We start from the raw sequence: 22,117 nt of genomic DNA on the forward strand, positions 1-22,117 counted from the left end.
CATCGGCTACGCAGCCCTCGATTAAAACCAGCTTGTTTTACATTTCGTATTATTTTGCCGCACTGTGGCCATTGTGCCGCCATTATCCATGACTAGTCAAATGAAGCACTGACCGTTCTTCTTGTCTTTTTCGACGTTGACGGCTCAACGTTGGAAATAGACCTGCCCCAAAGTATCTGGGCGGCTAGACAAGGAACGGAGGGGGACCTGGCGTCACTCCAAAGAACATTTGAATTCTTTGCTTGCGGAGCTGTAATCCTTTCGGGCGGCCGGCCTTTGTCGAAAAGGATCGCGGGGCTTGGCCTGGCGGCGACAGTGGCAGCCATGCCATGGCCGGTCTATTCGGGAGTCCTGGTCAACGGCGTGACCGAAGCCGCGGTTGCCACTGCCGTTCCGTTCTCGGCTCTGAGTTTCCCCTCGGCCGCGCCCGAGTTCGACATCATCGATCCAGACACCATATCGACCTCGGGACGCGAGGGAGAACGCACGCTGGCCCAGGCATTGAAGGGCACCGTCTCCATCCTTTCCGAAGGCGCAGAACAGATCGTCATCGGCATGTCGATGCACGAGTTCGGCGAGTACAAGGTGTCGCAGCACATCGCCAGCGAAATCCTTCGTGCAGCCAAGGACACCCAATTTCCTGCCGATACGCTTTTTGCGATCGCCGAGAAGGAATCCTCCTTCGACATCAACAATCGCCCGTCTAAAGGGTCGGCGCTTGGCCTTATGCAATTCCTCGACCAGACATGGCTCGAGGCGGTGAAGAAGTATGGTCCAGAATTCGGCCTGGGCGACGAAGCGGAACTGATCCGGACCCGCCCCGAGGGCAAACGCGAATACCATTTCGTCGAGGACAGGGCCGAAGAACAGCGCATCCTTGAATTCAGGCGCGATCCCTATCTGTCGGCGGCACTTGCGGCCAAGAACCTTCTCGCGGCCAAGCAACGCATCGAAGCTCGTCTTGAGAAGGCCATGGATGAAAGGGATCTCTACCTCCCCCATTTCCTTGGCACCAACGGGGCAGCAGCGCTCCTGTCGAATGCCGATGAGAAGCCCAATGCCACGGCCAGCAAAATCTTCCCCAAGGCGGCACGCTTCAATACTGCGATCTTCAAGGCCGAGGGAAAACAGCTCACCGTCGGCCAGTTACACCAGCGCATGCGCTCCTTCCTGCAAGCCCGCATCGGCAAATACAGCGATGTCGAAACGCGCGTGAAACAGGCTGACCTGACCTGGACGTCGGGTTTCGAGAATCTCGTCTACGATCTGGGCAAACGGCTGGCGATGGCAATGCGGCGGTAATCAGCCAGGTATCGGGTTTTCACCTCTAAAGCGCGTCGCGTTTGATCGGCCTCACGCGACGCGCTTTAGGTTGTTGTTTTATGCATGTCGCTATCGCAAAACCGCTGCACACTTTTGCGCGACTTGCATTAGGCGTGACCGGCGGCCAGGCTGAGATGCGCGAGGTCGATACCGATCGAAGCGAGAATCCGGTCGTATTTGCGCTCGATGTCGGTATCGAACAGAAGCTCCGCATTTGCCGGGCAGGTCAGCCAACCGTTCTCGGCGATTTCGCTTTCCAGCTGACCTGCGCCCCAGCCCGAATAGCCGAGCGCCATCAGCGCGTGCCGGGGCCCACGGCCCGACGAAATGGCGCGCAATATGTCGACGGTCGCGGTCAGGCAAATGTCGTCGGAGACGGCCAGCGACGATTCCACGCGGTAGTCGCCCGAATGCAGGACGAAGCCGCGGCTGCGGTCCACCGGTCCGCCGTTGCGGACGACGAAGTCGCGGGCCTGCGCGGGCAAGCGGATCGCCTCCTGTTCATTCATGATGCCGAGTTGCACGAGCAGATCCGGAAACAGCATCTGCTGTGTCTGGTTGATGACCAGGCCCATCGCGCCTTCGTCGCTGTGCGCGCAAATATAGATGACGGAGCGCGTAAAGCGGTCGTCCTTCATGCCGGGCATGGCAATCAGGAACTGGTCGTCGAGAAAGCCGCGTCCAGCAGCCATCTTCTTGTGGCGCAACAAGTCCATGAGGGAGAGCGTAACGCGTTTCTGGAGCGCCGAAAAGATGCGCCGGGCGCGATTTGGTCGCAGATGTGCAGCTAAGGCACGCAAAGCCGTGCCCGAGGTCACGCAAGCTGTGCCCGAGGTCACGCAAATATGATAACAGCGACGCCATGAAGTCATTGCGCAGACATGAACGGACGTTCAAATCACCGTCATGCAAAGCTTGAAAGTCCTGCTGCTCAGCGCCGCTGTTGGATGTGGAACCGGCCATCCCGCCGCAGCCTCCTCGTCGACCTGGTACAATAGCGAAGGCGGCAAAGTGCGCCTTGTGACCAGCGGCAAGCCCGACACGGCCGGACGCATCCATGGCGTCCTCGATATTTCGCTCAAGCCTGGCTGGAAAACCTACTGGCGCGATCCGGGCGACGCGGGCGTGCCGCCGCAAATCGATATCTCGGCCAGCACCAACATTGCCAGCGCGACGTTTTCGTTTCCACCACCCCAGCGCCACGACGATGGCTCCGGCAAATGGGCCGGCTACGACCATCCGGTTTCGCTGCCGGTGACGTTCACGCTGTCGGCGCCGAACGAGCCGGCCGTCATCGATGCCGATATCTTTCTCGGAATTTGTGAGACGATCTGCATCCCGGTGCAAACAAGGCTGACCATCGACCCGGGCTCCGATCCCGACAATGTCGAAGACGCCGCTTTGGTGAAGGCGGCCCTTGCAGCGCTGCCTGCTCCCGCAGGACCCGATTTCGGCGTCAATATCCTGCCGGGCGACCGCGAGACACTGATTGTCGAGGCGAGCTTTCCGGGCAATCCCGAAGCAGCGGATTTCTTCGTCGCCGGCGAGCGGGACTACATGTTCGGCGTGCCGGCCCGCAGCGAAAAGGACGGCAAGCTGGTGTTTACCGTGCCGATCCTCGACAGGCCGACGACGACGCCGACAGATGGCGGACTTTACTACACGCTGACAACTGCGGCCGGCGCCGTCGAAGGCCTGCTGCCGTTCCCTTGATCCCCAGCAAAGGATGTTCGGTCGAACATTCTTTGCTCCAGCCTCCCGACAGTTGCGGGGAACGGCTGAATTCGCTATCGCAAGGACACTCCCTTCCATGTGTCAAACGAGGACCACGATGATGATTGCCGTTGGCGACAAGCTGCCCCAAGCGACCTTCAAGACGATGACTGCCGACGGCGCAAAAGCGATCACGACGGCGGAGATTTTCTCGGGAAAGAAGGTGGTGCTGTTCGCTGTTCCCGGCGCTTTCACGCCGACCTGCTCCAACAACCATCTGCCCGGCTATCTGGACAATTACGACGCCATCCTGGCGCGCGGCGTCGACACCATCGCCGTCGTCGCCGTCAACGATGTTCACGTGATGGGCGCCTGGGCCCGCTTCAGCGGCGGTGAAGGCAAGATCCTCTATCTTGCCGACGGCAATGGCGATTTCGTCAAGGCGATCGGTCTCGACGCCGACCTTTCCGGCGGTGGCATGGGGCTGCGCTCGAAGCGGTTTTCGATGATCGTCGACGACGGCAAGGTCACCGCGCTCAATGTCGAGACAAAACCTGGCGTTGATGAATCCGGTGCTGCCCACATTCTCGGACAGCTTTCCGTTTTGGCGACAGCATAGGCCGAGGTTGACGCGGTCCTTTGGCCTGACGATCACGCTTGTTTCGACAGCCGCGCGTCCAATTGGGCGTGCAAAGAACGCTGCCTGCTTTAGGGGACCTCAATGATGTTTGACCAGTTCTGGCGCGCTGTGGCGATCGGCATCGGCGCCACGGCGCTCATGGACCTCTGGGCGATTTTCCTGAACACGGTGTTTGCTCAGCCACGGCCGAACTGGGGACTGGTTGGTCGGTGGGTCTGGCACCTGAGGGACGGCAAGGTCTTCCATGACGATATCGGCGAGGCAGCACCCTATGCGCATGAATCGGCGCTAGGCTGGGCCTTCCACTACTTTGTCGGCATCGTCTACGGCATCATTCTGGCCGTTTTGGCGGGAGCGGCGTGGCTGGCCGCGCCGACCTTCCTGCCGGCCTTCGTCCTCGGCATCGTCACCGTAGGCGCCGGCTGGTTCCTGCTGGCGCCCGGCATGGGCGCCGGCTGGGCCGCGTCAAAGCGCCCCAACCCGATGCAGATCCGCGCCCTCAACCTCGTATCGCATAGTGTGTTCGCGCTCGGACTTTTCGGCACGGCGCTGCTGATCCGTTGAATATCGCGAACCAGACTGGTCAGTAGCCCAGACTGGTCAGTAGCTTTGGGTCGAGCGGCGCACTTTCTTGGCTACCGGCGGCTTGGCTTGGGTGCTTTCCCCAGCCGAAACGGGCGCGGGCCTGGCCGTCTTGTTCTTGAACGGCGCCATGCCGAGCCGCGCCAACTCGTCGGCACGCTCGTTCTCCGGATGGCCGGCATGGCCCTTGACCCAGTGCCAGATCACCTGATGACGGTTGCGCGCCTCGTCGAGCGCCTGCCACAGTTCGGCATTCTTCACCGGTTGCCTGGCAGCGGTCTTCCAGCCGTTGCGCTTCCAGCCGTCGATCCAGCTGAAAATGCCGTCCTTGACATAGTTGCTGTCGGTATAAAGATCGACCGCACAGGGTTCTTTCAGCGCATTGAGCGCCGAGATGGCGGCCAAAAGTTCCATGCGGTTGTTGGTGGTAGCAGCCTCGCCGCCCGACAGTTCCTTCGTGACGCCGTTGAAGCGCAGGACAGCCCCCCAGCCGCCAGGCCCCGGATTGCCCGAACAGGCACCATCGGTGAAGATTTCAACGCGCTTGGTCATGTCAGCCCGTATTCGGAAGGAGATTTGATCGCCCGGTGGAAACGCATGCGCCTGATATATTCGGTCGGGTCGCGTTTCACGACTAGCCCGCCGTTGGCAATGGTCAGCCAGTCGTAAAGCCGGGTCAGCATGAAGCGCAATGCCGAGCCGCGCGCCAGCATCGGCAGCGCAGCTTTCTCTTCGCCGCTCAAGGGCCGCACGCTTTGGTAGCCGGCAAGCAGCGCCGTGCCCTTGGTCAGGTTGAAGGAAAAGTCCTTCTCGAAGCACCAGGCATTGAGGCAGGTCGCGACATCATAGGCGTAGAGATCATTGCAGGCGAAATAGAAGTCGATCAGCCCCGACAGTTTCTCGCCGAGGAAGAAGACATTGTCGGGGAAAAGATCGGCATGGATGATGCCTTCCGGCAGGCCGTTCGGCCGGTTCCGCTCGAAATCGGCGAAGTCGGCGTCGACCTCGGCCGCCAGTCCCGGCTCGACCTCGTCGGCGCGAAGGCGAGAGGCGCTCCACAGCTTGCGCCAGCCATCGATGGCAAGGGCATTCGGTCGGGTCATCGGAAAGTCGGCGCCGGCGAGATGCAGCGCCGCCAACGCCTTGCCGACCTCGCCGCAATGCGCTGATGTCGGCCGCCGCAGCGAAACGCCTTCGAGGAAGGTGATGATGACCGCCGGCCGGCCGGCAAGCGTTCCGATGACGTCGCCATCATGCGCGGTCACCGGAAGCGGGCAGGAAATGCCCTTCCTGGCGAGGTGGCTCATGAGGCCGAGGAAGAACGGCAGGTCGGCCTTGTCGACGCGCTTTTCGTAGAGCGTCAGGATGTAGGAGCCGCTGGTCGTGTGCAGCAGGAAATTCGAGTTCTCGGTGCCTTCGGCTATGCCCTTGTAGGACAGGAGATCGCCGACAGGATAGGCCTTGAGGAACGCGCCGAGCTCGCCTTCGTTGACGTCGGTGTAGACCGCCATGAACCTTACGCGGCCCCGTTGACGAAAGCCATGTCGGCCGCCGTCAGTTCGACGTCGCGCAGCACCCGCATCACCGGAAAATCCTCGGTTTCCGTCGCCGTCACCGCCAGCTCGATGGTTACGTCGAAGCGCTGCCGAAACGCGTCGATGATCTCGTCGACGATGATTTCCGGCGCCGATGCACCTGCCGACAGACCGAGCGTCGAGATGCCGGCGATCTCGGTCCATGGAATCTCGGAGGCGCGCTGCACCAGAAGCGACATCGAGGCGCCGGCGCGTTCGGCCACTTCGACGAGACGCCGCGAATTTGAGGAATTGGGAGCGCCGACGATCAGGAAGAGATCGGCACCCGCGGCGGTCTCCTTTACCGCTTCCTGGCGATTGGTGGTGGCGTAGCAGATCGATTCCGCTGCCGCTGCATGCAAATCGGGAAAACGATCCTTAAGCACCCGAATGATGCCGGCGGTGTCCTCGACCGACAGCGTCGTCTGGGTGACGAACCCGAGCGCCTGCGGGTCGGCGGGCACCAAATTCGCGGCGTCGGCTTCGGTCTCGATCAAGGTGACGGCGCCGTCCGGCAACTGCCCCATCGTGCCGATCACTTCCGGGTGGCCGGCATGGCCGATCAGAAGCACATGGCGGCCGAGCCGCTGATGGCGCATTGCCTGCTTGTGGACCTTCGACACCAGCGGGCAGGTGGCGTCGAGATAGAAGAGGTCGCGCGCCTGGGCGTCCGCCGGCACCGACTTCGGCACGCCATGCGCCGAAAAGACGACCGGGCTCTGACGATGCTCAGCCGGTATCTCGGAGAGCTCCTCGATGAACACCGCACCGAGGCTTTGCAGCCCCTCGACGACGTAGCGATTATGCACGATCTCGTGGCGAACATAGACCGGCGCGCCATATTTCTTCAGCGCCAGAACGACGATCTGGATGGCGCGGTCGACGCCGGCGCAGAAGCCGCGCGGCTGGCAGAGCCTTATCGTCAGCGGTGGCTTTGTGGTCGTGTGAAGCATGATTCCCGGACGGTTGGTCGTAGCGTGAACTCAAGTCTTGAACTCAAGGCGCGAAATGAGGTGCGCACCCCTGCCCTGTCAAGGGCACCGGTTGCGATCATTAGAGCGACGTTCGTCCATTTGGACGCACAAAGTACGCTGTAGAGCCGTTCGTAGAACGGCTCTCCCTCTTTGTTTCAACGCAATTCCGCAAGGGAAAGCGCTACGCGCTTTTCCCGGGAAAACCGTTTCACACTTTTCCTGGAATTGCTCTGACACTTTCAATCTAGGCATCGTGCTTTCCGAAAATCGATTCCGATTTTCGGGCCGATGCGTCTTTCGCCGGGCGGCGAAGCCTGAAGATGAGGACGCCGGCAAGGGCAGCGGCAAGGCCGTACCAGGTTACGGCATATTGCAAATGGCTGTTCGGCAGGTCGATGATTGTAACGCCGCCGACCGGCAGCCCACCCGGGTTCGGCGTGGCGTCCGCGTCGATAAAGAATGGCATCAGCCCCGCGCCGGCCGGCAGACCGGCGCTGGCCGCCATGGCGTCGCGATCCTTCCAGTAGAAGATGTTTTTCTGCGGATCATTGTCGGGAAGCATCATCGAGGGCTTTGCCGGCAGCGGATTGCGGGCGAGCCCCGTCACCGTCACCTGGCCCGCACCCTGGCTTTGCGGACGCTTGGCCGCGTCCTTGAGATCGTACGGCACGAAGCCGCGATTGATCAGAACGAAGCAGCCGTCCTCCAGATGCAAGGGCGTGAAGATATCGAAACCGGACTGGCCTTCCCAGGTCGCGAAGAAATGTCGCTCGCCTTGATGCAGGAACGTGCCTGATGCCGTCACCGGCGTGTAATCCACATCGCCGCTGGCGGCAAACCGCTTTTCGACCTCGGCGAACGGCACGGGCGCTGAGTGCGTGCGCCGGTCGATGGTCTGGAGAAGGCCCTCTTTCCAGTACAGGCGCTGGACCTGCCAGGTGCCGAGCGCCAGCAGGATGAAGAACAGCATGAGGCCAAGCCCAAGCAGCAATGCCGTCTTCGGCCGCGAACGGCCTGCAATCGAAGCGGATGTCGTGCTCATTCGCCGAGGTCCAGCCTGCCCTCTGCCGCCTTGTTGCGGTATTGCAGCGTCAGGAGCACACCCTTGATCAGCCTGAGCGCGCCAAGGCAAAGCACCAGCGTCAGCGGTATCCACAGCAGGAAATGCAGCCAGAGCGGCGGGCTGAGCGTCACCTCCATCCACAGCGCCAGCCCGACGACGATGAAGCCGATGATCAGGATGACGAACACCGCCGGACCGTCGCCGGCATCGGCGTAGGAATAGTCGAGGCCGCAATTGGCGCAGCGTTTGCCGACGGTGAGGAAGCCAGAAAACAGCTGTCCCTCGCCGCAGCGCGGGCAGCGGCCGTGCAGGCCAGCCGAAATCGGATCGATTGCTGGCCAGATCGCCTTGTCGTCGCTCATTCCGATACTTTAGTGCCCTTCACCCCAAAAGGTAAGGCGGCCACGTCGCCGCAGCCGCCTCATCAATTTCCTCAGGAAGATTTCAGTGGCCTTCGATGACCGCGCCGCTCGAGGCCCAGACATAGATCGACGCGAACAGGAACAGCCAGACCACGTCGACGAAGTGCCAGTACCAGGCGGCGGCCTCGAAGCCGAAATGGTGCTTCGGCGTGAAGTCGCCCTTCATCGCGCGAACCAGGCAGACCAGCAGGAAGATGGTGCCGATGATGACGTGGAAGCCGTGGAAGCCGGTCGCCATGAAGAAAGTGGCGCCGTAGATCGAATCCCTGAAGCCGAACGGCGCGTGCATGTATTCGTGAGCCTGCACCATGGTGAACAGGATGCCGAGACCGACGGTCAGCACCAGGCCGTTGATCAGCCCCTTGCGATCGCCATGAAGCAGCGCGTGGTGCGCCCAGGTCACCGTAGTGCCCGATAGAAGCAGGATGACGGTGTTGTAGAGCGGCAGGTGGAAGGGGTCGAGGACCTCAACGCCCTTCGGCGGCCAGACACCGCCGGTGAAGGCGGCGCGGGCATATTGCTGTGCCTCGCCGGGAAACAGGCTGGCGTCGAAGAAAGCCCAGAACCAGGCGACGAAGAACATCACCTCGGAAGCGATGAACATGATCATGCCGTAGCGCAGATGCAGTGACACAACACGCGTGTGGTGGCCTTCATGCGCTTCCTTGATGGTATCCGACCACCAGGCGTACATGGTGTAGATGACGATCAAGAGGCCGATGAAGAACAGCCACGGATTGGCGATGTTGAAGCCGAAGATCGGGAAATCGCCGCCCTTGAGATACTGCATGTAACAGACGCCGCCGATCGCGGTGACCAACGCGCCGACCGATCCGAGGAATGGCCACGGGCTCGGGTCGACGAGGTGGTAGTCATGTTGTGGTTTTGCGTGCGCGTCTGCCATATCAACCCCCGAGGCTTCCTTCGGTATGTGAAACTTTGTTGCTTGTGCCTTCGGCCGGCACTGTCGACGCCACCGGCTTGGTCTTCTCGTTCTTCTCGACCGGGAACATCGTGTAGGACAGGGTAATGGTCTTCAGGTCCTTCAGCTCCGGCGCGTTGACGATGTCGGGATCTACATAGAACACGACCGGCATGTCCAGCGTCTCGCCAGGCTTCAGCGTCGTGTCGGTGAAGCAGAAACACTCGACCTTGTTGAAGTAGGATCCCGCAAGTTCCGGCTGCACGTTGAAGGTCGCGCGGCCGGTGGTGGCGCGGACGAACTTGTTGGTGGCGCTATAATGCGCCTGGGCCGTCTCGCCTATCTTGATGGTGACCGACCGGGCGACCGGCTCAAACTGCCAGGGCACGCCGGATGTGTTGGCGTCGAAACGGATGGTGATATCGCGGTCGAGCACGCGGTCGGCATATTGCTGCGTTGCGCGTTTCACGGTGCCGCCGTAACCGGTCGCCTCGCAGAACATCGCGTAGAGCGGCACCGCGGCATAGGCCATGCCGATCATGCCGCCGAAAAAGGCGATGCAGACGCCGGCGACGATGCGGTTGGTGTTCTTCTTTTGAGGATCGGTCACCGTTTGGCGGTTCATCTTGAGCCTCACATCGTTCCGGTGAGGTTGTGACCGAACTTCACTACGGTCGCGATATAGAAGATGACGACAAGCACCGCCAGCGCCAGGCCGATGGCTACCGAGCGGTTGCGCCGGGCCTTCTGCTGGCGCTCCGTCAGCGTGACGAGTTCAAGCTTCTTGTCGGCCATGGTCATGCTCCACCCATGGCCAGCACGCGCCCGACAACGCAGTCGGCAAGGTAGACGGCGAAGATGGCAAAGAGGTAGAGCAGCGAGTAGCCGAACAATGCCTTGGCCGGCTTCATCACATGGTCGTCGTCCGCCATCTGCAGCACCTTCCACGCGTACCAGACGAAGCCGGCGCCAAGCAGCACCGCAAAAACGCCATAGGCGGGCGTGGTGAAACCGAGCGCCCATGGCAGCACGCCAACCGGCGCAAGGATCAGCGCATAGGCGAAGATCTGGCGTCGGGTCGAAGCCTGGCCGGCGACATTCGGCATCATCGGGATGCCGGCCCTGGCATAGTCCTCGGACTTGAAGAGAGCGAGCGCCCAGAAATGCGGCGGCGTCCACAGGAAGATGATCAGGAACAGGACGATACTTTCCAGGCTAACTGTTCCGGTCACTGCGGCCCAGCCGATCACCGGCGGAATGGCGCCTGCAGCACCGCCGATGACAATGTTCTGTGGCGTCCAGCGCTTCAGCCACATCGTGTAGACGACGGCATAAAAGAAGATGGTGAAGGCCAGCAGCGTCGCCGACAGCCAGTTGACCAGCACGCCGAGCGTCATCACCGACAGCACCGACAGCACCAGGCCGAAACTCAGCGCCTCGCCGGGCCGGATGCGGCCGGCCGGCACCGGACGGCCGGCGGTCCTGGTCATCACCGCATCGATATCGGCGTCATACCACATGTTGAGCGCGCCGGAGGCCCCTGCACCAATGGCAATAGCCAGGATAGCGATCACCGCCAGAAGCGGATTGATGGTCACAGGTGCCGCGACCAGGCCGACAAAGGCGGTGAACACCACCAGCGACATGACGCGCGGCTTCAACAGGGCGAAGAAATCGCCCGCCGTCGCTTCCGACATGCGAAAGCCCGGTTCGTCAGTCAATGTGTCGTCGACAAGGGCCATGCGTACTTAAAGTCCATCATTCCGTTGGCCAAAACCGCCGGGCGAACCGGCGGTTCAGTATTCGCCCAGGCAGAAGCCTATTTGATCTTCGGCAGCTGTTCCCACTGGTGGAAGGGCGGCGGCGAAGGCAGCTGCCATTCGAGCGTCGTTGCACCCTCGCCCCATGGGTTGGCGCCGGCAACCCGCTTCTTCTGGAAGGCCTCGAACACGCCGTAGAGGAAGATGACCACGCCGACGGCCGAAATATACGAGCCGTAGGACGACACCATGTTCCAGCCGGCAAACGCATCCGGATAATCGATGTAGCGGCGCGGCATGCCGGAGAGGCCGAGGAAATGCTGCGGGAAGAAGACAAGGTTGACGCCGACGAAAGTGACCCAGAAGTGGGTGTTGGCGATGACAGGCGAGTACATGTAGCCGGTCATCTTCGGGAACCAGTAGTACCAGCCGGCGAAGATGGCAAAGACCGCGCCCAGCGACAGCACATAGTGGAAATGCGCGACCACGTAGTAGGTGTCGTGCAGCGGGCGGTCGAGACCGGCATTGGCAAGCTGGACGCCGGTGACGCCGCCGACGGTGAACAGGAAGATGAAGCCAATCGCCCACAGCATCGGGGTCTTGAGCGAAATCGACCCGCCCCACATGGTGGCGATCCACGAGAATATCTTCACGCCCGTCGGCACCGCGATAACCATGGTGGCGAAGACGAAATAGCGCTGCGTGTCGAGCGACAGGCCGGTCGTGTACATGTGGTGCGCCCAGACGATGAAGCCGACCGCACCGATCGCGACCATGGCATAGGCCATGCCGAGATAGCCGAAGATAGGCTTCTTGGAGAAGGTCGAGACGATGTGGCTGACGATGCCGAAGCCCGGCAGGATCAGGATGTAGACTTCCGGATGGCCGAAAAACCAGAACAGGTGCTGGAACAGGATCGGGTCGCCGCCGCCATCGGGCGCGAAGAAGGTGGTGCCAAAATTGCGATCGGTCAAAAGCATGGTGATGCCGCCGGCGAGAACCGGAAGCGACAACAGCAGCAGGAAAGCGGTGATCAGCACCGACCAGGCGAACAGCGGCATCTTGTGCAGCGTCATGCCAGGCGCGCGCATGTTGAAGATGGTGGTGATGAAATTGATGGCGCCGAGGATCGATGAGGCGCCGGCGATGTGCAGCGACAGGATCGCAAGATCCATCGCCGGTCCGGGCTGGCCCGAGGTCGATAACGGCGGATAGATCGTCCAGCCGCCGCCGACGCCGTAGGCGCCAGGCGCGCTCGGCACGAAGGCCGAGATGATCAGCAGGATGAAAGCCGGTGGCAGCAGCCAGAACGAGACGTTGTTCATGCGCGGGAACGCCATGTCGGGCGCGCCGATCATGATCGGCACCATCCAGTTGGCGAAGCCGCCGATCAGCGCCGGCATGACCATGAAGAAGATCATGATCAGCGCATGGGCGGTGGTGAAGGCATTGTACATGCTCTTGCCGCCGTCGAGCGCGGCGTCGGCGTTCAAGCCGTAGACCATCTGCGCCAGGCCGGTGAAAATCTGGATCTCCGGCTCCTGCAGTTCCATGCGCATGACGACCGAAAGGGCACCGCCGACGCAGCCCGCCATGATCGCGAAGATCAGGTAGAGCGTGCCAATATCCTTGTGGTTGGTCGAATACACCCACCGGACCCAGCCATGATACGGCTTGTGGTCGTGGTCGTGAGCTGCAGCGTCTGCCATTGTTCGGCTCCGTTCCCTGATCTTTTCTGGTCGCGGCATCAGTTGCCGGCGGCCGCTACCTTGTCTTTGCCGTCGACCTCGGCCATCAGCGCCTTGTTGGCGCCGGGAAGGTCGGTGCCGGCCGCCGCCAGCCAGGTCTTGTACTGGGCGTCGGAGACGACGCGGATCGCGATCGGCATGTAGGCGTGGTCCTTGCCGCAGAGCTCCGAGCACTGGCCGTAATAGAGGCCTTCCTTGTCCGCTTTGAACCAGACCTCGTTGATGCGACCCGGAACCGCGTCGGTCTTGATGCCGAAGGACGGCATGGCAAAGGCGTGGATCACGTCAGCCGCCGTCACCAGCACACGGGTCATGGTGTTGACCGGCACCACCATCTCGTTGTCGACGGCGAGCAGGCGCGGATAAGCGCCGCGGTCCTCCTTGCCGGCCGCCGCGCGGTCAGAATCCGCCAGGATCGCCGAGTTGAAGGAAAGCGTGTTTTCGGTCTGGTATTCGTAGTCCCAGTTCCACTGGTTTCCCGTCGCCTTGACGGTCAGCTTGGCTTCCTCCGGAGGCGTGTATTGCGCAGTCAAGAGCTGGAACGATGGAATGGCGAGCAAGAGCAGGACGACGACCGGCCCAACCGTCCAGATCACCTCGATCAGCGTGTTGTGGCTGGTACGCGACGGGGTCGGGTTGACGCTCGCGCGAAACTTCAGGATGCAATAGGCGATGAGAAAGAGCACGAAGAGGGTGATCGGCACGATGAACCACAGCGTATAGTGCTCGAACCAGGCGATCTGCCGCATCATGTCGGTGGCGGCGGGCTGGAAGCTCATCTCCCACGGCGCAGGCTGGGCCGCATGGGCGGATGCGCCGGTGAACAGTGTGGCGGCAGCGCTTGCCAGGAGTTTGGCGCCTGCTAGGAATTTTCTCATTGCCGTCATTATCTCCCAGTTCCTCGCGATCGGACCGCAAGAATATCGAACAACGCCGGGACGGGAATCCCGGATAGTCCCGAGGCTGGTTCAAACCATACTCTATTTGCCTCTGCAAGAAAGGAGCGGAGGAAACCGTGCGGCATTTTTGCGCGCAAGCGCGGCTGCTCCTTGTGGCGGCGGCCGCGGCGGTGGCGGACCCGCGAATGCCCGAGCGGCGGAGTGTCCCGGCAAAATGCGCCGGGCCGTCGCAATTCGGGCGAATTTGGCACGGAAAAGCGCACAATTGCCTTGGTCGAGGCAGGCCGGCATGGTCTCATCCTTTACTTGCCCTTGGCGCGGCTTAAAGTGCCGTGATTCGCAATGGAGCCGTCATGAACTCTTGGCTTTCGAGACTTGGGCATTCGAGACTTGGGCATTCGAAACTTGCGCTTTCGAGAAGCTTGTCGAACGTCATCCTTCTCGCTGCCGTGTCTAGCGTTGGTCTGGCTGGGATCGGCCTGTCCTATGTTGGCTCGTTTGGCGTTAGCCAGGCCAATGCCGCGCAGCCAAGCGGCAAGGTGCGGACGACGCATGGCGCATGGTCGATCATCTGCGACACGCCGGCTGGCGCCACATCGGAACAATGCGTGATGATGCAAAACGTCGTCGCCGAAGACCGTCCCGAGATGGGGCTTTCCGTCGTCGTGCTGCGCACTGCCGACAACAAGGCCGAAATCCTGCGCGTGCTGGCGCCGCTCGGCGTGCTGTTGCCCAACGGGCTCGGCCTCAATGTCGACGGCAAGGACATCGGCCGGGCCTATTTCGTGCGCTGCTTCCAGGACGGCTGCTACGCCGAGGTCATTCTCGAAAAGCCACTGCTCGATACGCTGAAGACCGGAACGTCAGCCACCTTCATCGTCTTCCAGACGCCGGAGGAAGGCATTGGCATCCCGGTTGAGCTCAAGGGTTTCGCCGACGGTTTCGCCGCCCTGCCTTGAGACGGGGCGAGAGGCCCAAACCCTGCTGACGAAAATGAGATTGTGACCGCCTTTGGCTACAGCGCCGCGCGTCCAAGGACGCGCAAAGGACGCTGTAGCGCTTTGATTTTGCGCATGATCCTTTCCGAAAATCGATTCCCATTTTCGGGGTCATGCACAGACAATGGTCATTGCCGATTGTCTGGACGCACCTTCGCGCCTACATCGTGAGGACAATCTCTTTCCACGGACGGACCTGCCATGAACAGCCTGATCGGCCAATTCGACATTTCCGACGATCGCATCAAGCAGATCGTCGCCGAGACCATCAACGGCGCCGACGACGGCGAGTTGTTCCTCGAATACAGCGAGAGCGAAGCGCTGATGTTCGACAATGGCCGGCTGAAGACCGCCAATTTCAACACAGACCAGGGCTTTGGCCTGCGCGCGGTCGCCGGCGAAGCGAGTGGCTACGCGCATTCCAGCGATCTTTCGGAAGCGTCGCTGCTGCGCGCGGCCGACGCCGTGTCAACCGTCAAGAGCGGCTATTCCGGCACGCTTGCTGCGGCTCCCGCCCGTACCAACCGCCATCTCTATGGCGACGACAACCCGATCCCCTCGCCCTCCTTCGAGGCCAAGGCCAAGCTCCTTCAGGAAATCGATGCGTGGCTGCGAGCCGAGGATCCGCGCGTGCGACAGGTGACGGCGTCGCTCGCCGCCTCCTGGCAGCATGTCGAGATCGTGCGTGCCGACGGCCAGATGGTGCGCGACATCCGCCCGCTGGTCAGGATCAATGTGTCGGTGGTGGTCGGCGACGGCGATCGCCAGGAGAGCGGCTCCTACGGCATGGGCGGACGCAAAGGGTTTGGCGAATTCCTGGTCGAGGAGAGCTGGAAGCACGCCGCCAAGGAAGCGCTGCGGCAAGCGCTGGTCAACCTCGAGGCCATCCCGGCGCCGGCCGGCACGTTCGACATCGTGCTGTCCAGCGGCTGGCCGGGCGTCATGCTGCACGAGGCCGTCGGCCACGGGCTGGAAGGCGACTTCAACCGCAAGAAGACATCGGCCTTCGCCGGGCTGATGGGCCAGCAAGTGGCCGCTAAGGGCGTCACCGTCGTCGACGACGGCACCATGGCCGAGCGGCGCGGCTCGCTGACCGTCGACGACGAAGGCACTCCGTCGGCCCGCAATGTGCTGATCGACGACGGCAAGCTTGTCGGCTATATGCAGGACCGCCAGAACGCCCGGCTGATGGGCATGAACTCCACCGGCAACGGACGGCGCGAAGGCTACGCGCACCAGCCGATGCCGCGCATGACCAACACCTATATGACGTCAGGCGACATGGAGCCGGACGAAATCATCGCCTCGGTCAAGAACGGCATCTATGCCGTCTCCTTCGGCGGCGGCCAGGTTGACATCACCTCGGGGAAATTCGTGTTCGGCTGCACCGAGGCCTACATGATCGAGGACGGCAAGGTGACGCAGCCGATCAAGGGCGCCATGCTGATCGGCAATGGGCCGGATGCCATGCATCGGGTTTCGATGATCGGCAACGACATGAAGCTCGACACCGGCATCGGCATGTGCGGCAAGGCCGGCCAGGGCGTGCCGGTCGGCGTCGGCCAGCCGCACCTCAGGATGAACCAGATGACGGTTGGCGGAACGCGGGTTTGATAGAAGCTGCGGTTTTTGTCTTACATTCAGAGGATGCGCCGCGATGGCCAACCCGGAAAGACTCGTAACCACTGTCTCGACCAAGGGGCAGGTCACCCTGCCCAGCGCGATCCGCAAGCGGAGGGAATGGGACGCCGGCACACGTCTTCTGGTCGAAGATACTCCGGAGGGCGTGCTACTAAAGCCTGCGCCAGTCTTCGCCGAGACACGGCCACAAGACGTGTTTGGATCCCTGCCCCATAGAGACAGGCCGAAGACGTTGGAAGAAATGGACGCGGGTGTGCTGGCCGAAGCGCGGCGGCGCGGCCGGTTCGAACTACCCTAAAGCCATGAAGCCGCCGTTTTCGGCAAGCGATGGTCGGGATCGCTAACCTTCAGGCGGGGTGCATTGCTCTCGTTCCATCGCCACAGCGCGACGCATGTGCCGCCGGGCGACATGAAGGAGGGGTAGATCACGCCATGCTGTCCATCGGCAATCAGGCGATCTCTCAGCGTGTGCGTCTCAGGCACCAGGCCTTGATCCATGACATCGCGCCATTCACATCGGTTAATGTCTGCCGTCACGCCGAGCTTGGTCAACTCATCAGCGTCCGTAACGTCTGCCAGGCGCGCGCCCGAAAGTGCGAGTTGCGCAATCAGCGCCGGATGCTGGACAAAGCCCTGACTGTACTCCGCCCAAGCAGTGGACAATTCGCCCGCGGCATAGATCGTCGGGGCACCCACTGGATTCCAGCGACCGCCAAAGCGGGCCGCTCCTTCGCCGGAAAGCGGCAGATGCGCCCAACGCGGCACGAAGGCGCGCCATAGGCTCAGTCTGCTTTCAAGCATAGATGCCGGAGCGGACTGCCTCCAGATAGGCAAGCACCTTGTCCGTCTTGCCCTCTCGAACGAGATCGTAGGCGGTCTTTCCCGCCCAGCCGGGGATCGGCTGATGCTTGAACCAGATCGCCGCACGCTGTTCATCGCCGGCCATCTCGCCTGCCATCGCAAGGATACGGACAATCGGACTCAAGGCGGCGTCGACCTTGCGCGCGCCGGTCTTGGCGGCAAGCGTGTTGCGCGCGACGCCGATCAGGCTCGCCAGTTCGGTCAGATTGACGCCCAGCAGTTCAGCCACCCGTCTTGCCGAAAGAAATGGCGTCCGCTCGTCGCCAAAGCGCGATGCTCTGATATCGAGAGCTGCGGTATTCATAACAGTTTCCTAGCACATTTTGAACAGAACACGCTCAAAATATGTCCATTTTACGCGAAATTCAAGCTCAACAAATGCGGACCCGTTACCGCCTTCGCCTCGGCTTCTCCAGAAGCGCGACGGCCTCGACATGCGGCGACCACAGGAACTGGTCGATCGGCGTCAGGCTTTTCAGGGCGTAGCCGCCGTCGACGAGGATGCGCAAGTCGCGCGCCAGCGTCACCGGATTGCAGGAAACCGCGGCGACAAGCGGCACGTCGGAACGGGCAATCTGCTTCGACTGGTCTTCGGCGCCGGCCCGGGGAGGATCGAAGACGATGCCGTCGAAGCCATTCAGTTCCTTGAAAGTGAGCGGACGCCGGAACAGATCGCGGCGTTCGCTGGTCACCCGCTTGAGTCCGCTGGCGAAACGGAATGCCCGGTCGAGCGCCGAAAGCGCTGCCGCATCCCCCTCCACCGCATGGACCTCCGACTTGGCGGCGAGGCGCAGCGTAAAGCTGCCGCAGCCGGCGAAGAGATCGGCGATCTTCCTGGCACGCGCGAGGTGCCGGCCGACGATGTCGGCCATCGCCTGCTCGGCGGCCTCGGTCGCCTGCAGGAAGGCGCCCGGCGGCACCGCGACGGCGACGCTGCCGAACAGCACCGCCGGCTTTTTGGGCTCGATGATGATCTCGCCATCGATCGAAAGCCTGGCCAACCCCTGTGCGATGACGAAATTGGAGGCGACGCGGCGCTGGTTCTCGCCAAGCTTGCCGGACTCGTGAACCGCGACATCGAGGCCGGAACCGGTCACCGTGACCGTCATGCGGAACGATTTCGTCGTTGCGCAAACCAATTCGGCAAGTGCTCTCAGAGCGTCGAGCTTTGCGACGATCTCGGTTAGCGAGATCGGGCATTCCTCGATGGAAATGATCTCGGACGACAGCGCCCGAACGAAGCCGAGCAGCATGCCGGCCTCGCTGCGCCGGGCGGTGAACACGACGCGCCGACGCGTCTGCGGCGCGCACGGCACCAGCGCGTCAATGTCGCAAGTGATGCCCTTGCTGTTGAGCGCATGCGCAACCTTGTCGCGCTTCCACCGATGATAGGCTTCGGCCTCGAGATGCTGGATGGCGCAGCCGCCGCATTCGGTGAAATGCCGACAGGCAGGGTCGATGCGAAGCGGCGAAGCCTCCAGCACCGACATCAGCGTAGCACGGTCCTTTTCGCGCACAGCGGTGACGGTTTCACCGGGCAGCGTGAACGGAATGAAAAGCTCGCCGGTTTCGGTCTCGGCGACGCCGTCGCCCTGGGAGCCCAGCCGTGTGATCGTGAAGCGCGCGGTCATCGGCCTCCGACCCCCCTGTTCTCGACCCCGGCGTCCTTGATCCCGGCGAGCAGGAACTCGCGGTTGCCGTCGCCGCCTTCGATCGGCGACAGATGCAGTCCGACCGAGCGCCAGCCGGGGACGCGGTCCAGCCAATCCTGCAGCAGGCCGGCAATTCGCGCGGCATCGTATGGGTCTTTCAGCAAGCCGCCCTTGCCAATCGCCTCGCGGCCGGCCTCGAATTGCGGCTTGACCAGAAATATTGCTTTGGCGCCGCTCCTGGCAATGGCGAGCGCCGGCGGCAGCGCCAGTTTCAACGAGATGAAGCTGACGTCGGAGACGATAAAATCTGGAATGCGATCGGCAACATCGGCGACGGAGAGATCACGGGCGTTCAATCCTTCGATGACCGTCACACGCGGATCGCTGGCGATATCGGGATGTATCTGGCCATGCCCAACATCGATCGCCGTGACATGCGCCGCGCCGCGTCCGAGCAGCACTTGAGTGAAGCCTCCGGTCGAGGCGCCGACGTCGAGCGCTTCGCTGCCGGCTGGATCGAGGCCGAAATAGTCGAGCCCGGCGATCAGCTTCAGCGCAGCACGCGACACATAGCCCTGCGCCGGATCGTCGACTTCTATGAGGCAATCCGCCCGGACGGTCTGGCCGGGCTTGCGGGCGATGACGCCGTCGACCGTCACGGTGCCGCGCTCGATCGCGTCGCGGGCGCGAGAGCGGCTGGGGAACAGGCCCCGCGCGACGAGGAGTTCGTCGAGCCGCTGGCGTGTGCTGGCTGGCAAAGGGGTGCTCATCTGCCTTCATGGCGAAAGCCTGTCACGAAGGCAAGGATATTGGGGAAGACAACGAACATCTTGCGAAAGCGGCGAGCGCATCAGGCCGCCCACAGTCTGTTGAATATCGCACCGGGTCCGGCACAATGTTGGGGACGATATGCCATTTGCTGCCAGAACGTGAGGAGGACGAATGCTGACCGGAACCTGCCATTGTGGTGCGGCCCACTGGACTTTGGAAGGCGATCCCGGCTCGATCACCGCCTGCAACTGCACGCTTTGCCGCCGCTATGGCGCGCTGTGGGCTTACGATTATGTCGACGAACGCATCCGTCTTGCGGGACCGACAAGTGCTTATACGCGCTCCGGAAAGGATGCCCCGTCGCTCGAGATTCTGTTCTGTCCGACATGCGCCTGTGTGCTGGCCTGGCGTGGTTTGCGCGCCAGTGCCGCCGGTCGCACTCGGATCGCCGTCAATGTGAGGCTTGCGCCGCCTGACACCGTCGCCGACTTGCCAATCGACCATTTCGATGGTCTCCACACGTTCGAGGACCTGCCGGGCGATGGTCGCTGCGTGCGCGACATGTGGTTCTAATGCAATGCACGTCGCGCAAAAACATGCCCTCGGGCTTGAACCGAGGGTGCGCAGCGGTTTGGCGACAACGACATGCGTAAAAACAAGAACTTAAAGCGCGTCGCATGAATCCGTTCAAATGTGACGCGCTTTAGCGGAAAAATCTGACACTCAGTGGCGGTGCGGAAGGACGGAAGACGACCCCTTGCGCCGACCGGCTCCGTCGCACCATAAGGCGACCTCCCGGCGAGTCTCCAGAGCCGCCCTTCTTGTCCGCAGCAAGCGCTTCATATTCATGCAATCGCTTCTGTTGTCCGCGACAGCATGTCTTCCGCCAGCCGTAACGCGGCCTCCCGTGCATCCTGGCGAGCCGCATGGTCAATATCGGGTCCAAAGAGGGTCTTCTGGATGATTAGACTGCGGACATCTTCGATACCGATGAAGCGCAACCACGCTTCTACATAGGGTTTTTGAAAGTCGAAGCGCTGCGCCGGAGTGATGGATTGCGCCGCATAGTCGAGACCTCGCGCATGGACGACAACCGCGATCTTATCCCGGAGCAGTCCTGCGAACCCGTGTTCAGGGGCGAACGAGAAAAGGATGTCCTTCTGCGATACCAGGTCGATGAAGTGCTTGAGCTTGTAGGGAATGCTGAAATTCCACAGGGGCGTCGACAGCAGGACAATATCCGCCCAGTGCAGTTGTTGCGCCAATTCTTGCAATGTGGCCCATGCCTGCTGTTGAGAAGGGGCAAGCGGCGTGCCGCTGAGCCCCGCATATTTGGCCAACATCGCGTCCTCACCGAATTCGGGGAGGTCGACATCCCATAGGTCGAGCGTTGAAATCTCCAGGTTGGGTCGCCGAGCACGATAGCTTTGAACAAACGCCTCGGCGACCTCACGCGAGGCGGAACGCTCTTTGCGGGGCGAAGAAACGATATGCAGCAGCTTGGTCATGGATCATCCTTGCTCATTGTGACGAACCGTATTGCGTCATATTTTAATTCAATATAAAAATTGAGATTATCGGCAATATTCATCATGGATCAGAATATATGCTGGAATTGGTCCTGCTCAGGACGTTCGTCGCCGTGTTCGATGAAGGCGGCTTCAGTCGGGCCGCAGCGCGACTGAACCTTACGCAGTCGGCAGTCAGTGGGCACCTGCGCCGTCTCGAAGAGCAGGTCGGAAAGCCGTTACTCAAAAGGACGACGCGCTCGTTCGAGATGACACAAGATGGCGAGCGCCTGCTCGCCTATGCCCGGGCGATGCTTGCCCTTAACCGGGATGCTTTGGCCGACCTGGCGCAGGCGCCCTTTCACGGCAGAGTTCGCGTCGGCCTCTCGGAAGACTTCGCACAGGTCCCCATTCTTCGCGCCTTGCAGGCATTCGGCGCTGATCGCCCCGGATTGCAGGTTGAGGTGCAAGTCGGGATTCCGGGTGCGCTGCTCTCGAAGATGAAGGAGGGCAATATCGAACTGGTGCTCGGATCACAGTGTGAGGGTGAGGAGATGGGGCGCCTCCTGTGGCGCGAGCCTCTTGTCTGGGCATGGGCGGATCATACCGGCGTGGATCTTCCGGACCCGCTGCCATTGGCCGTCTTGCCGGAACCTTGCCCCTACAGGGAAGTTGCTCTTGAACGGCTTGCCAAGGCCGGGATCAGCCAGCGCACGGTGATGATCTGCGCCAGCAACGCCAGCCTGAGGGCGGCTGCCATCTCAGGCTTCGCTGTAGCGCCGTTGATCGTCAGTCAGCTGAGAAACGGCCTGGTCAGGGTACCCGAAAGCTACGGCCTGCCAGAGTTGCCAGAAGCGCAGTTCAGGCTATTTGCCGCATCGAAAGGCGATACTTCCGTCCTCGAAGATCTGGCGGACGCCATCATGAACGCCGTTCCTCGAAGGCACGCTGGCGAGGAGTGATCCTGAACTCGCACCAGCGCTTGCGTAGGCGAATGCAAAATGACAACGCAAACAGTCAGTTACGACCGCCGGTCGGCAAACTGATGCAAGCCGTTGAGATTTTG

The 22,117-nt window shown here is 61.7% G+C and carries 26 protein-coding genes; 9 read left to right on the top strand and 17 right to left on the bottom strand.

Annotated features, from left to right (window positions below):
* Positions 1-276 precede the first annotated feature (276 nt).
* The gene (locus BQ8794_RS25355) at positions 277-1,302 is read left to right on the top strand and encodes a transglycosylase SLT domain-containing protein (protein WP_077381328.1); all 1,026 of its coding nucleotides are present in this window, start codon (positions 277-279) and stop codon (positions 1,300-1,302) included.
* 128 nt (positions 1,303-1,430) lie between these two features.
* Here the strand turns inward: BQ8794_RS25355 and BQ8794_RS25360 are convergent, their stop codons facing one another.
* On the bottom strand, positions 1,431-2,039 hold the full coding sequence (locus BQ8794_RS25360) for a YqgE/AlgH family protein (RefSeq protein ID WP_023799312.1): 609 nt from the start codon (positions 2,037-2,039) through the stop codon (positions 1,431-1,433).
* A 190-nt stretch (positions 2,040-2,229) separates the two neighbouring features.
* Between BQ8794_RS25360 and BQ8794_RS25365 the strand changes: the two genes are divergently transcribed.
* The 3 genes from BQ8794_RS25365 to BQ8794_RS25375 all read left to right on the top strand — a co-directional run bounded on the left by BQ8794_RS25365 (position 2,230) and on the right by BQ8794_RS25375 (position 4,240).
* A complete protein-coding gene (locus tag BQ8794_RS25365; protein WP_077381329.1) occupies positions 2,230-3,036 on the top strand; it encodes a protein-disulfide reductase DsbD domain-containing protein in 807 nt (268 codons plus the stop codon).
* A 118-nt stretch (positions 3,037-3,154) separates the two neighbouring features.
* On the top strand, positions 3,155-3,655 hold the full coding sequence (locus BQ8794_RS25370) for a peroxiredoxin (protein WP_077381330.1): 501 nt from the start codon (positions 3,155-3,157) through the stop codon (positions 3,653-3,655).
* A 105-nt stretch (positions 3,656-3,760) separates the two neighbouring features.
* On the top strand, positions 3,761-4,240 hold the full coding sequence (locus tag BQ8794_RS25375) for a DUF2938 domain-containing protein (RefSeq protein WP_077381682.1): 480 nt from the start codon (positions 3,761-3,763) through the stop codon (positions 4,238-4,240).
* Between the two features lie 36 nt (positions 4,241-4,276).
* Here BQ8794_RS25375 and rnhA read toward each other — a convergent pair whose 3' ends face one another.
* The 11 genes from rnhA to coxB form a co-directional block, all read right to left on the bottom strand.
* Positions 4,277-4,810, bottom strand: a complete 534-nt coding sequence (gene rnhA / locus BQ8794_RS25380) for a ribonuclease HI (RefSeq protein WP_077381331.1) — start codon at positions 4,808-4,810, stop codon at positions 4,277-4,279.
* Positions 4,807-5,769 (bottom strand): homoserine kinase, encoded by a 963-nt coding sequence (locus BQ8794_RS25385; protein WP_077381332.1) that lies wholly within the window; start codon positions 5,767-5,769, stop codon positions 4,807-4,809. The genes rnhA and BQ8794_RS25385 overlap by 4 nt, the downstream gene beginning before the upstream one ends.
* A 5-nt stretch (positions 5,770-5,774) precedes the next feature.
* Positions 5,775-6,785, bottom strand: a complete 1,011-nt coding sequence (ispH, locus tag BQ8794_RS25390; protein ID WP_077381333.1) for a 4-hydroxy-3-methylbut-2-enyl diphosphate reductase — start codon at positions 6,783-6,785, stop codon at positions 5,775-5,777.
* 265 nt (positions 6,786-7,050) lie between these two features.
* Complete coding sequence (locus BQ8794_RS25395) at positions 7,051-7,848, bottom strand: SURF1 family protein (RefSeq protein WP_167378837.1); 798 nt, start codon at positions 7,846-7,848, stop codon at positions 7,051-7,053.
* On the bottom strand, positions 7,845-8,231 hold the full coding sequence (locus BQ8794_RS25400) for a DUF983 domain-containing protein (protein WP_077381334.1): 387 nt from the start codon (positions 8,229-8,231) through the stop codon (positions 7,845-7,847). Before BQ8794_RS25400 ends, BQ8794_RS25395 begins: the two co-directional genes overlap by 4 nt.
* Before the next feature lie 82 nt (positions 8,232-8,313).
* Entirely contained in the window at positions 8,314-9,195 is an 882-nt protein-coding gene (locus BQ8794_RS25405) for a cytochrome c oxidase subunit 3 (protein WP_077381335.1), read from the bottom strand.
* Between the two features lies 1 nt (position 9,196).
* Positions 9,197-9,838, bottom strand: a complete 642-nt coding sequence (locus tag BQ8794_RS25410) for a cytochrome c oxidase assembly protein (protein WP_077381684.1) — start codon at positions 9,836-9,838, stop codon at positions 9,197-9,199.
* Positions 9,839-9,846: 8 nt separating this feature from the next.
* Positions 9,847-10,008 carry a hypothetical protein gene (locus BQ8794_RS25415; protein WP_077381685.1) on the bottom strand — a complete coding sequence of 54 codons (162 nt, stop codon included), beginning with the start codon at positions 10,006-10,008 and terminating at the stop codon, positions 9,847-9,849.
* A gap of 2 nt (positions 10,009-10,010) precedes the next feature.
* Positions 10,011-10,955: a heme o synthase gene (locus BQ8794_RS25420; RefSeq protein WP_077381336.1), complete on the bottom strand. Its 945-nt coding sequence runs from the start codon at positions 10,953-10,955 to the stop codon at positions 10,011-10,013.
* Positions 10,956-11,032: 77 nt separating this feature from the next.
* Complete coding sequence (gene ctaD / locus BQ8794_RS25425; protein WP_077381337.1) at positions 11,033-12,682, bottom strand: cytochrome c oxidase subunit I; 1,650 nt, start codon at positions 12,680-12,682, stop codon at positions 11,033-11,035.
* Between the two features lie 38 nt (positions 12,683-12,720).
* Positions 12,721-13,599, bottom strand: a complete 879-nt coding sequence (gene coxB / locus BQ8794_RS25430) for a cytochrome c oxidase subunit II (RefSeq protein ID WP_077381338.1) — start codon at positions 13,597-13,599, stop codon at positions 12,721-12,723.
* Between the two features lie 374 nt (positions 13,600-13,973).
* Here coxB and BQ8794_RS25435 point away from each other — a divergent pair, with 374 nt between their 5' ends.
* The 3 genes from BQ8794_RS25435 to BQ8794_RS25450 all read left to right on the top strand — a co-directional run bounded on the left by BQ8794_RS25435 (position 13,974) and on the right by BQ8794_RS25450 (position 16,557).
* Complete coding sequence (locus BQ8794_RS25435) at positions 13,974-14,579, top strand: invasion associated locus B family protein (protein WP_077381339.1); 606 nt, start codon at positions 13,974-13,976, stop codon at positions 14,577-14,579.
* 240 nt (positions 14,580-14,819) lie between these two features.
* Positions 14,820-16,232: a metalloprotease TldD gene (tldD, locus tag BQ8794_RS25445; RefSeq protein ID WP_077381341.1), complete on the top strand. Its 1,413-nt coding sequence runs from the start codon at positions 14,820-14,822 to the stop codon at positions 16,230-16,232.
* Between the two features lie 43 nt (positions 16,233-16,275).
* Complete coding sequence (locus BQ8794_RS25450; protein WP_077381342.1) at positions 16,276-16,557, top strand: AbrB/MazE/SpoVT family DNA-binding domain-containing protein; 282 nt, start codon at positions 16,276-16,278, stop codon at positions 16,555-16,557.
* On the opposite strand, the gene BQ8794_RS25455 is transcribed toward BQ8794_RS25450, so the two are convergent.
* The 4 genes from BQ8794_RS25455 to BQ8794_RS25470 all read right to left on the bottom strand — a co-directional run bounded on the left by BQ8794_RS25455 (position 16,554) and on the right by BQ8794_RS25470 (position 19,542).
* A complete protein-coding gene (locus BQ8794_RS25455; RefSeq protein WP_077381343.1) occupies positions 16,554-17,060 on the bottom strand; it encodes an RES family NAD+ phosphorylase in 507 nt (168 codons plus the stop codon). The two genes, BQ8794_RS25450 and BQ8794_RS25455, sit on opposite strands and share 4 nt — an antisense overlap.
* Positions 17,053-17,424 carry an antitoxin Xre/MbcA/ParS toxin-binding domain-containing protein gene (locus BQ8794_RS25460; protein ID WP_077381344.1) on the bottom strand — a complete coding sequence of 124 codons (372 nt, stop codon included), beginning with the start codon at positions 17,422-17,424 and terminating at the stop codon, positions 17,053-17,055. Before BQ8794_RS25460 ends, BQ8794_RS25455 begins: the two co-directional genes overlap by 8 nt.
* Before the next feature lie 85 nt (positions 17,425-17,509).
* Positions 17,510-18,751 carry a class I SAM-dependent RNA methyltransferase gene (locus tag BQ8794_RS25465; RefSeq protein WP_077381345.1) on the bottom strand — a complete coding sequence of 414 codons (1,242 nt, stop codon included), beginning with the start codon at positions 18,749-18,751 and terminating at the stop codon, positions 17,510-17,512.
* Complete coding sequence (locus tag BQ8794_RS25470) at positions 18,748-19,542, bottom strand: TlyA family RNA methyltransferase (RefSeq protein ID WP_077381346.1); 795 nt, start codon at positions 19,540-19,542, stop codon at positions 18,748-18,750. Before BQ8794_RS25470 ends, BQ8794_RS25465 begins: the two co-directional genes overlap by 4 nt.
* A 172-nt stretch (positions 19,543-19,714) precedes the next feature.
* Between BQ8794_RS25470 and BQ8794_RS25475 the strand changes: the two genes are divergently transcribed.
* Positions 19,715-20,116 carry a GFA family protein gene (locus BQ8794_RS25475; protein WP_077381347.1) on the top strand — a complete coding sequence of 134 codons (402 nt, stop codon included), beginning with the start codon at positions 19,715-19,717 and terminating at the stop codon, positions 20,114-20,116.
* Positions 20,117-20,388: 272 nt separating this feature from the next.
* Here BQ8794_RS25475 and BQ8794_RS25480 read toward each other — a convergent pair whose 3' ends face one another.
* Entirely contained in the window at positions 20,389-21,051 is a 663-nt protein-coding gene (locus BQ8794_RS25480) for an FMN-dependent NADH-azoreductase (protein ID WP_077381348.1), read from the bottom strand.
* Positions 21,052-21,149: 98 nt separating this feature from the next.
* Between BQ8794_RS25480 and BQ8794_RS25485 the strand changes: the two genes are divergently transcribed.
* Positions 21,150-22,013, top strand: a complete 864-nt coding sequence (locus BQ8794_RS25485) for a LysR family transcriptional regulator (RefSeq protein WP_077381349.1) — start codon at positions 21,150-21,152, stop codon at positions 22,011-22,013.
* The last annotated feature ends 104 nt before the right edge of the window (positions 22,014-22,117 follow it).

It is taken from the genome of Mesorhizobium prunaredense, assembly GCF_900156895.1.
Classification (GTDB): Bacteria; Pseudomonadota; Alphaproteobacteria; order Rhizobiales; family Rhizobiaceae; genus Mesorhizobium; species Mesorhizobium prunaredense.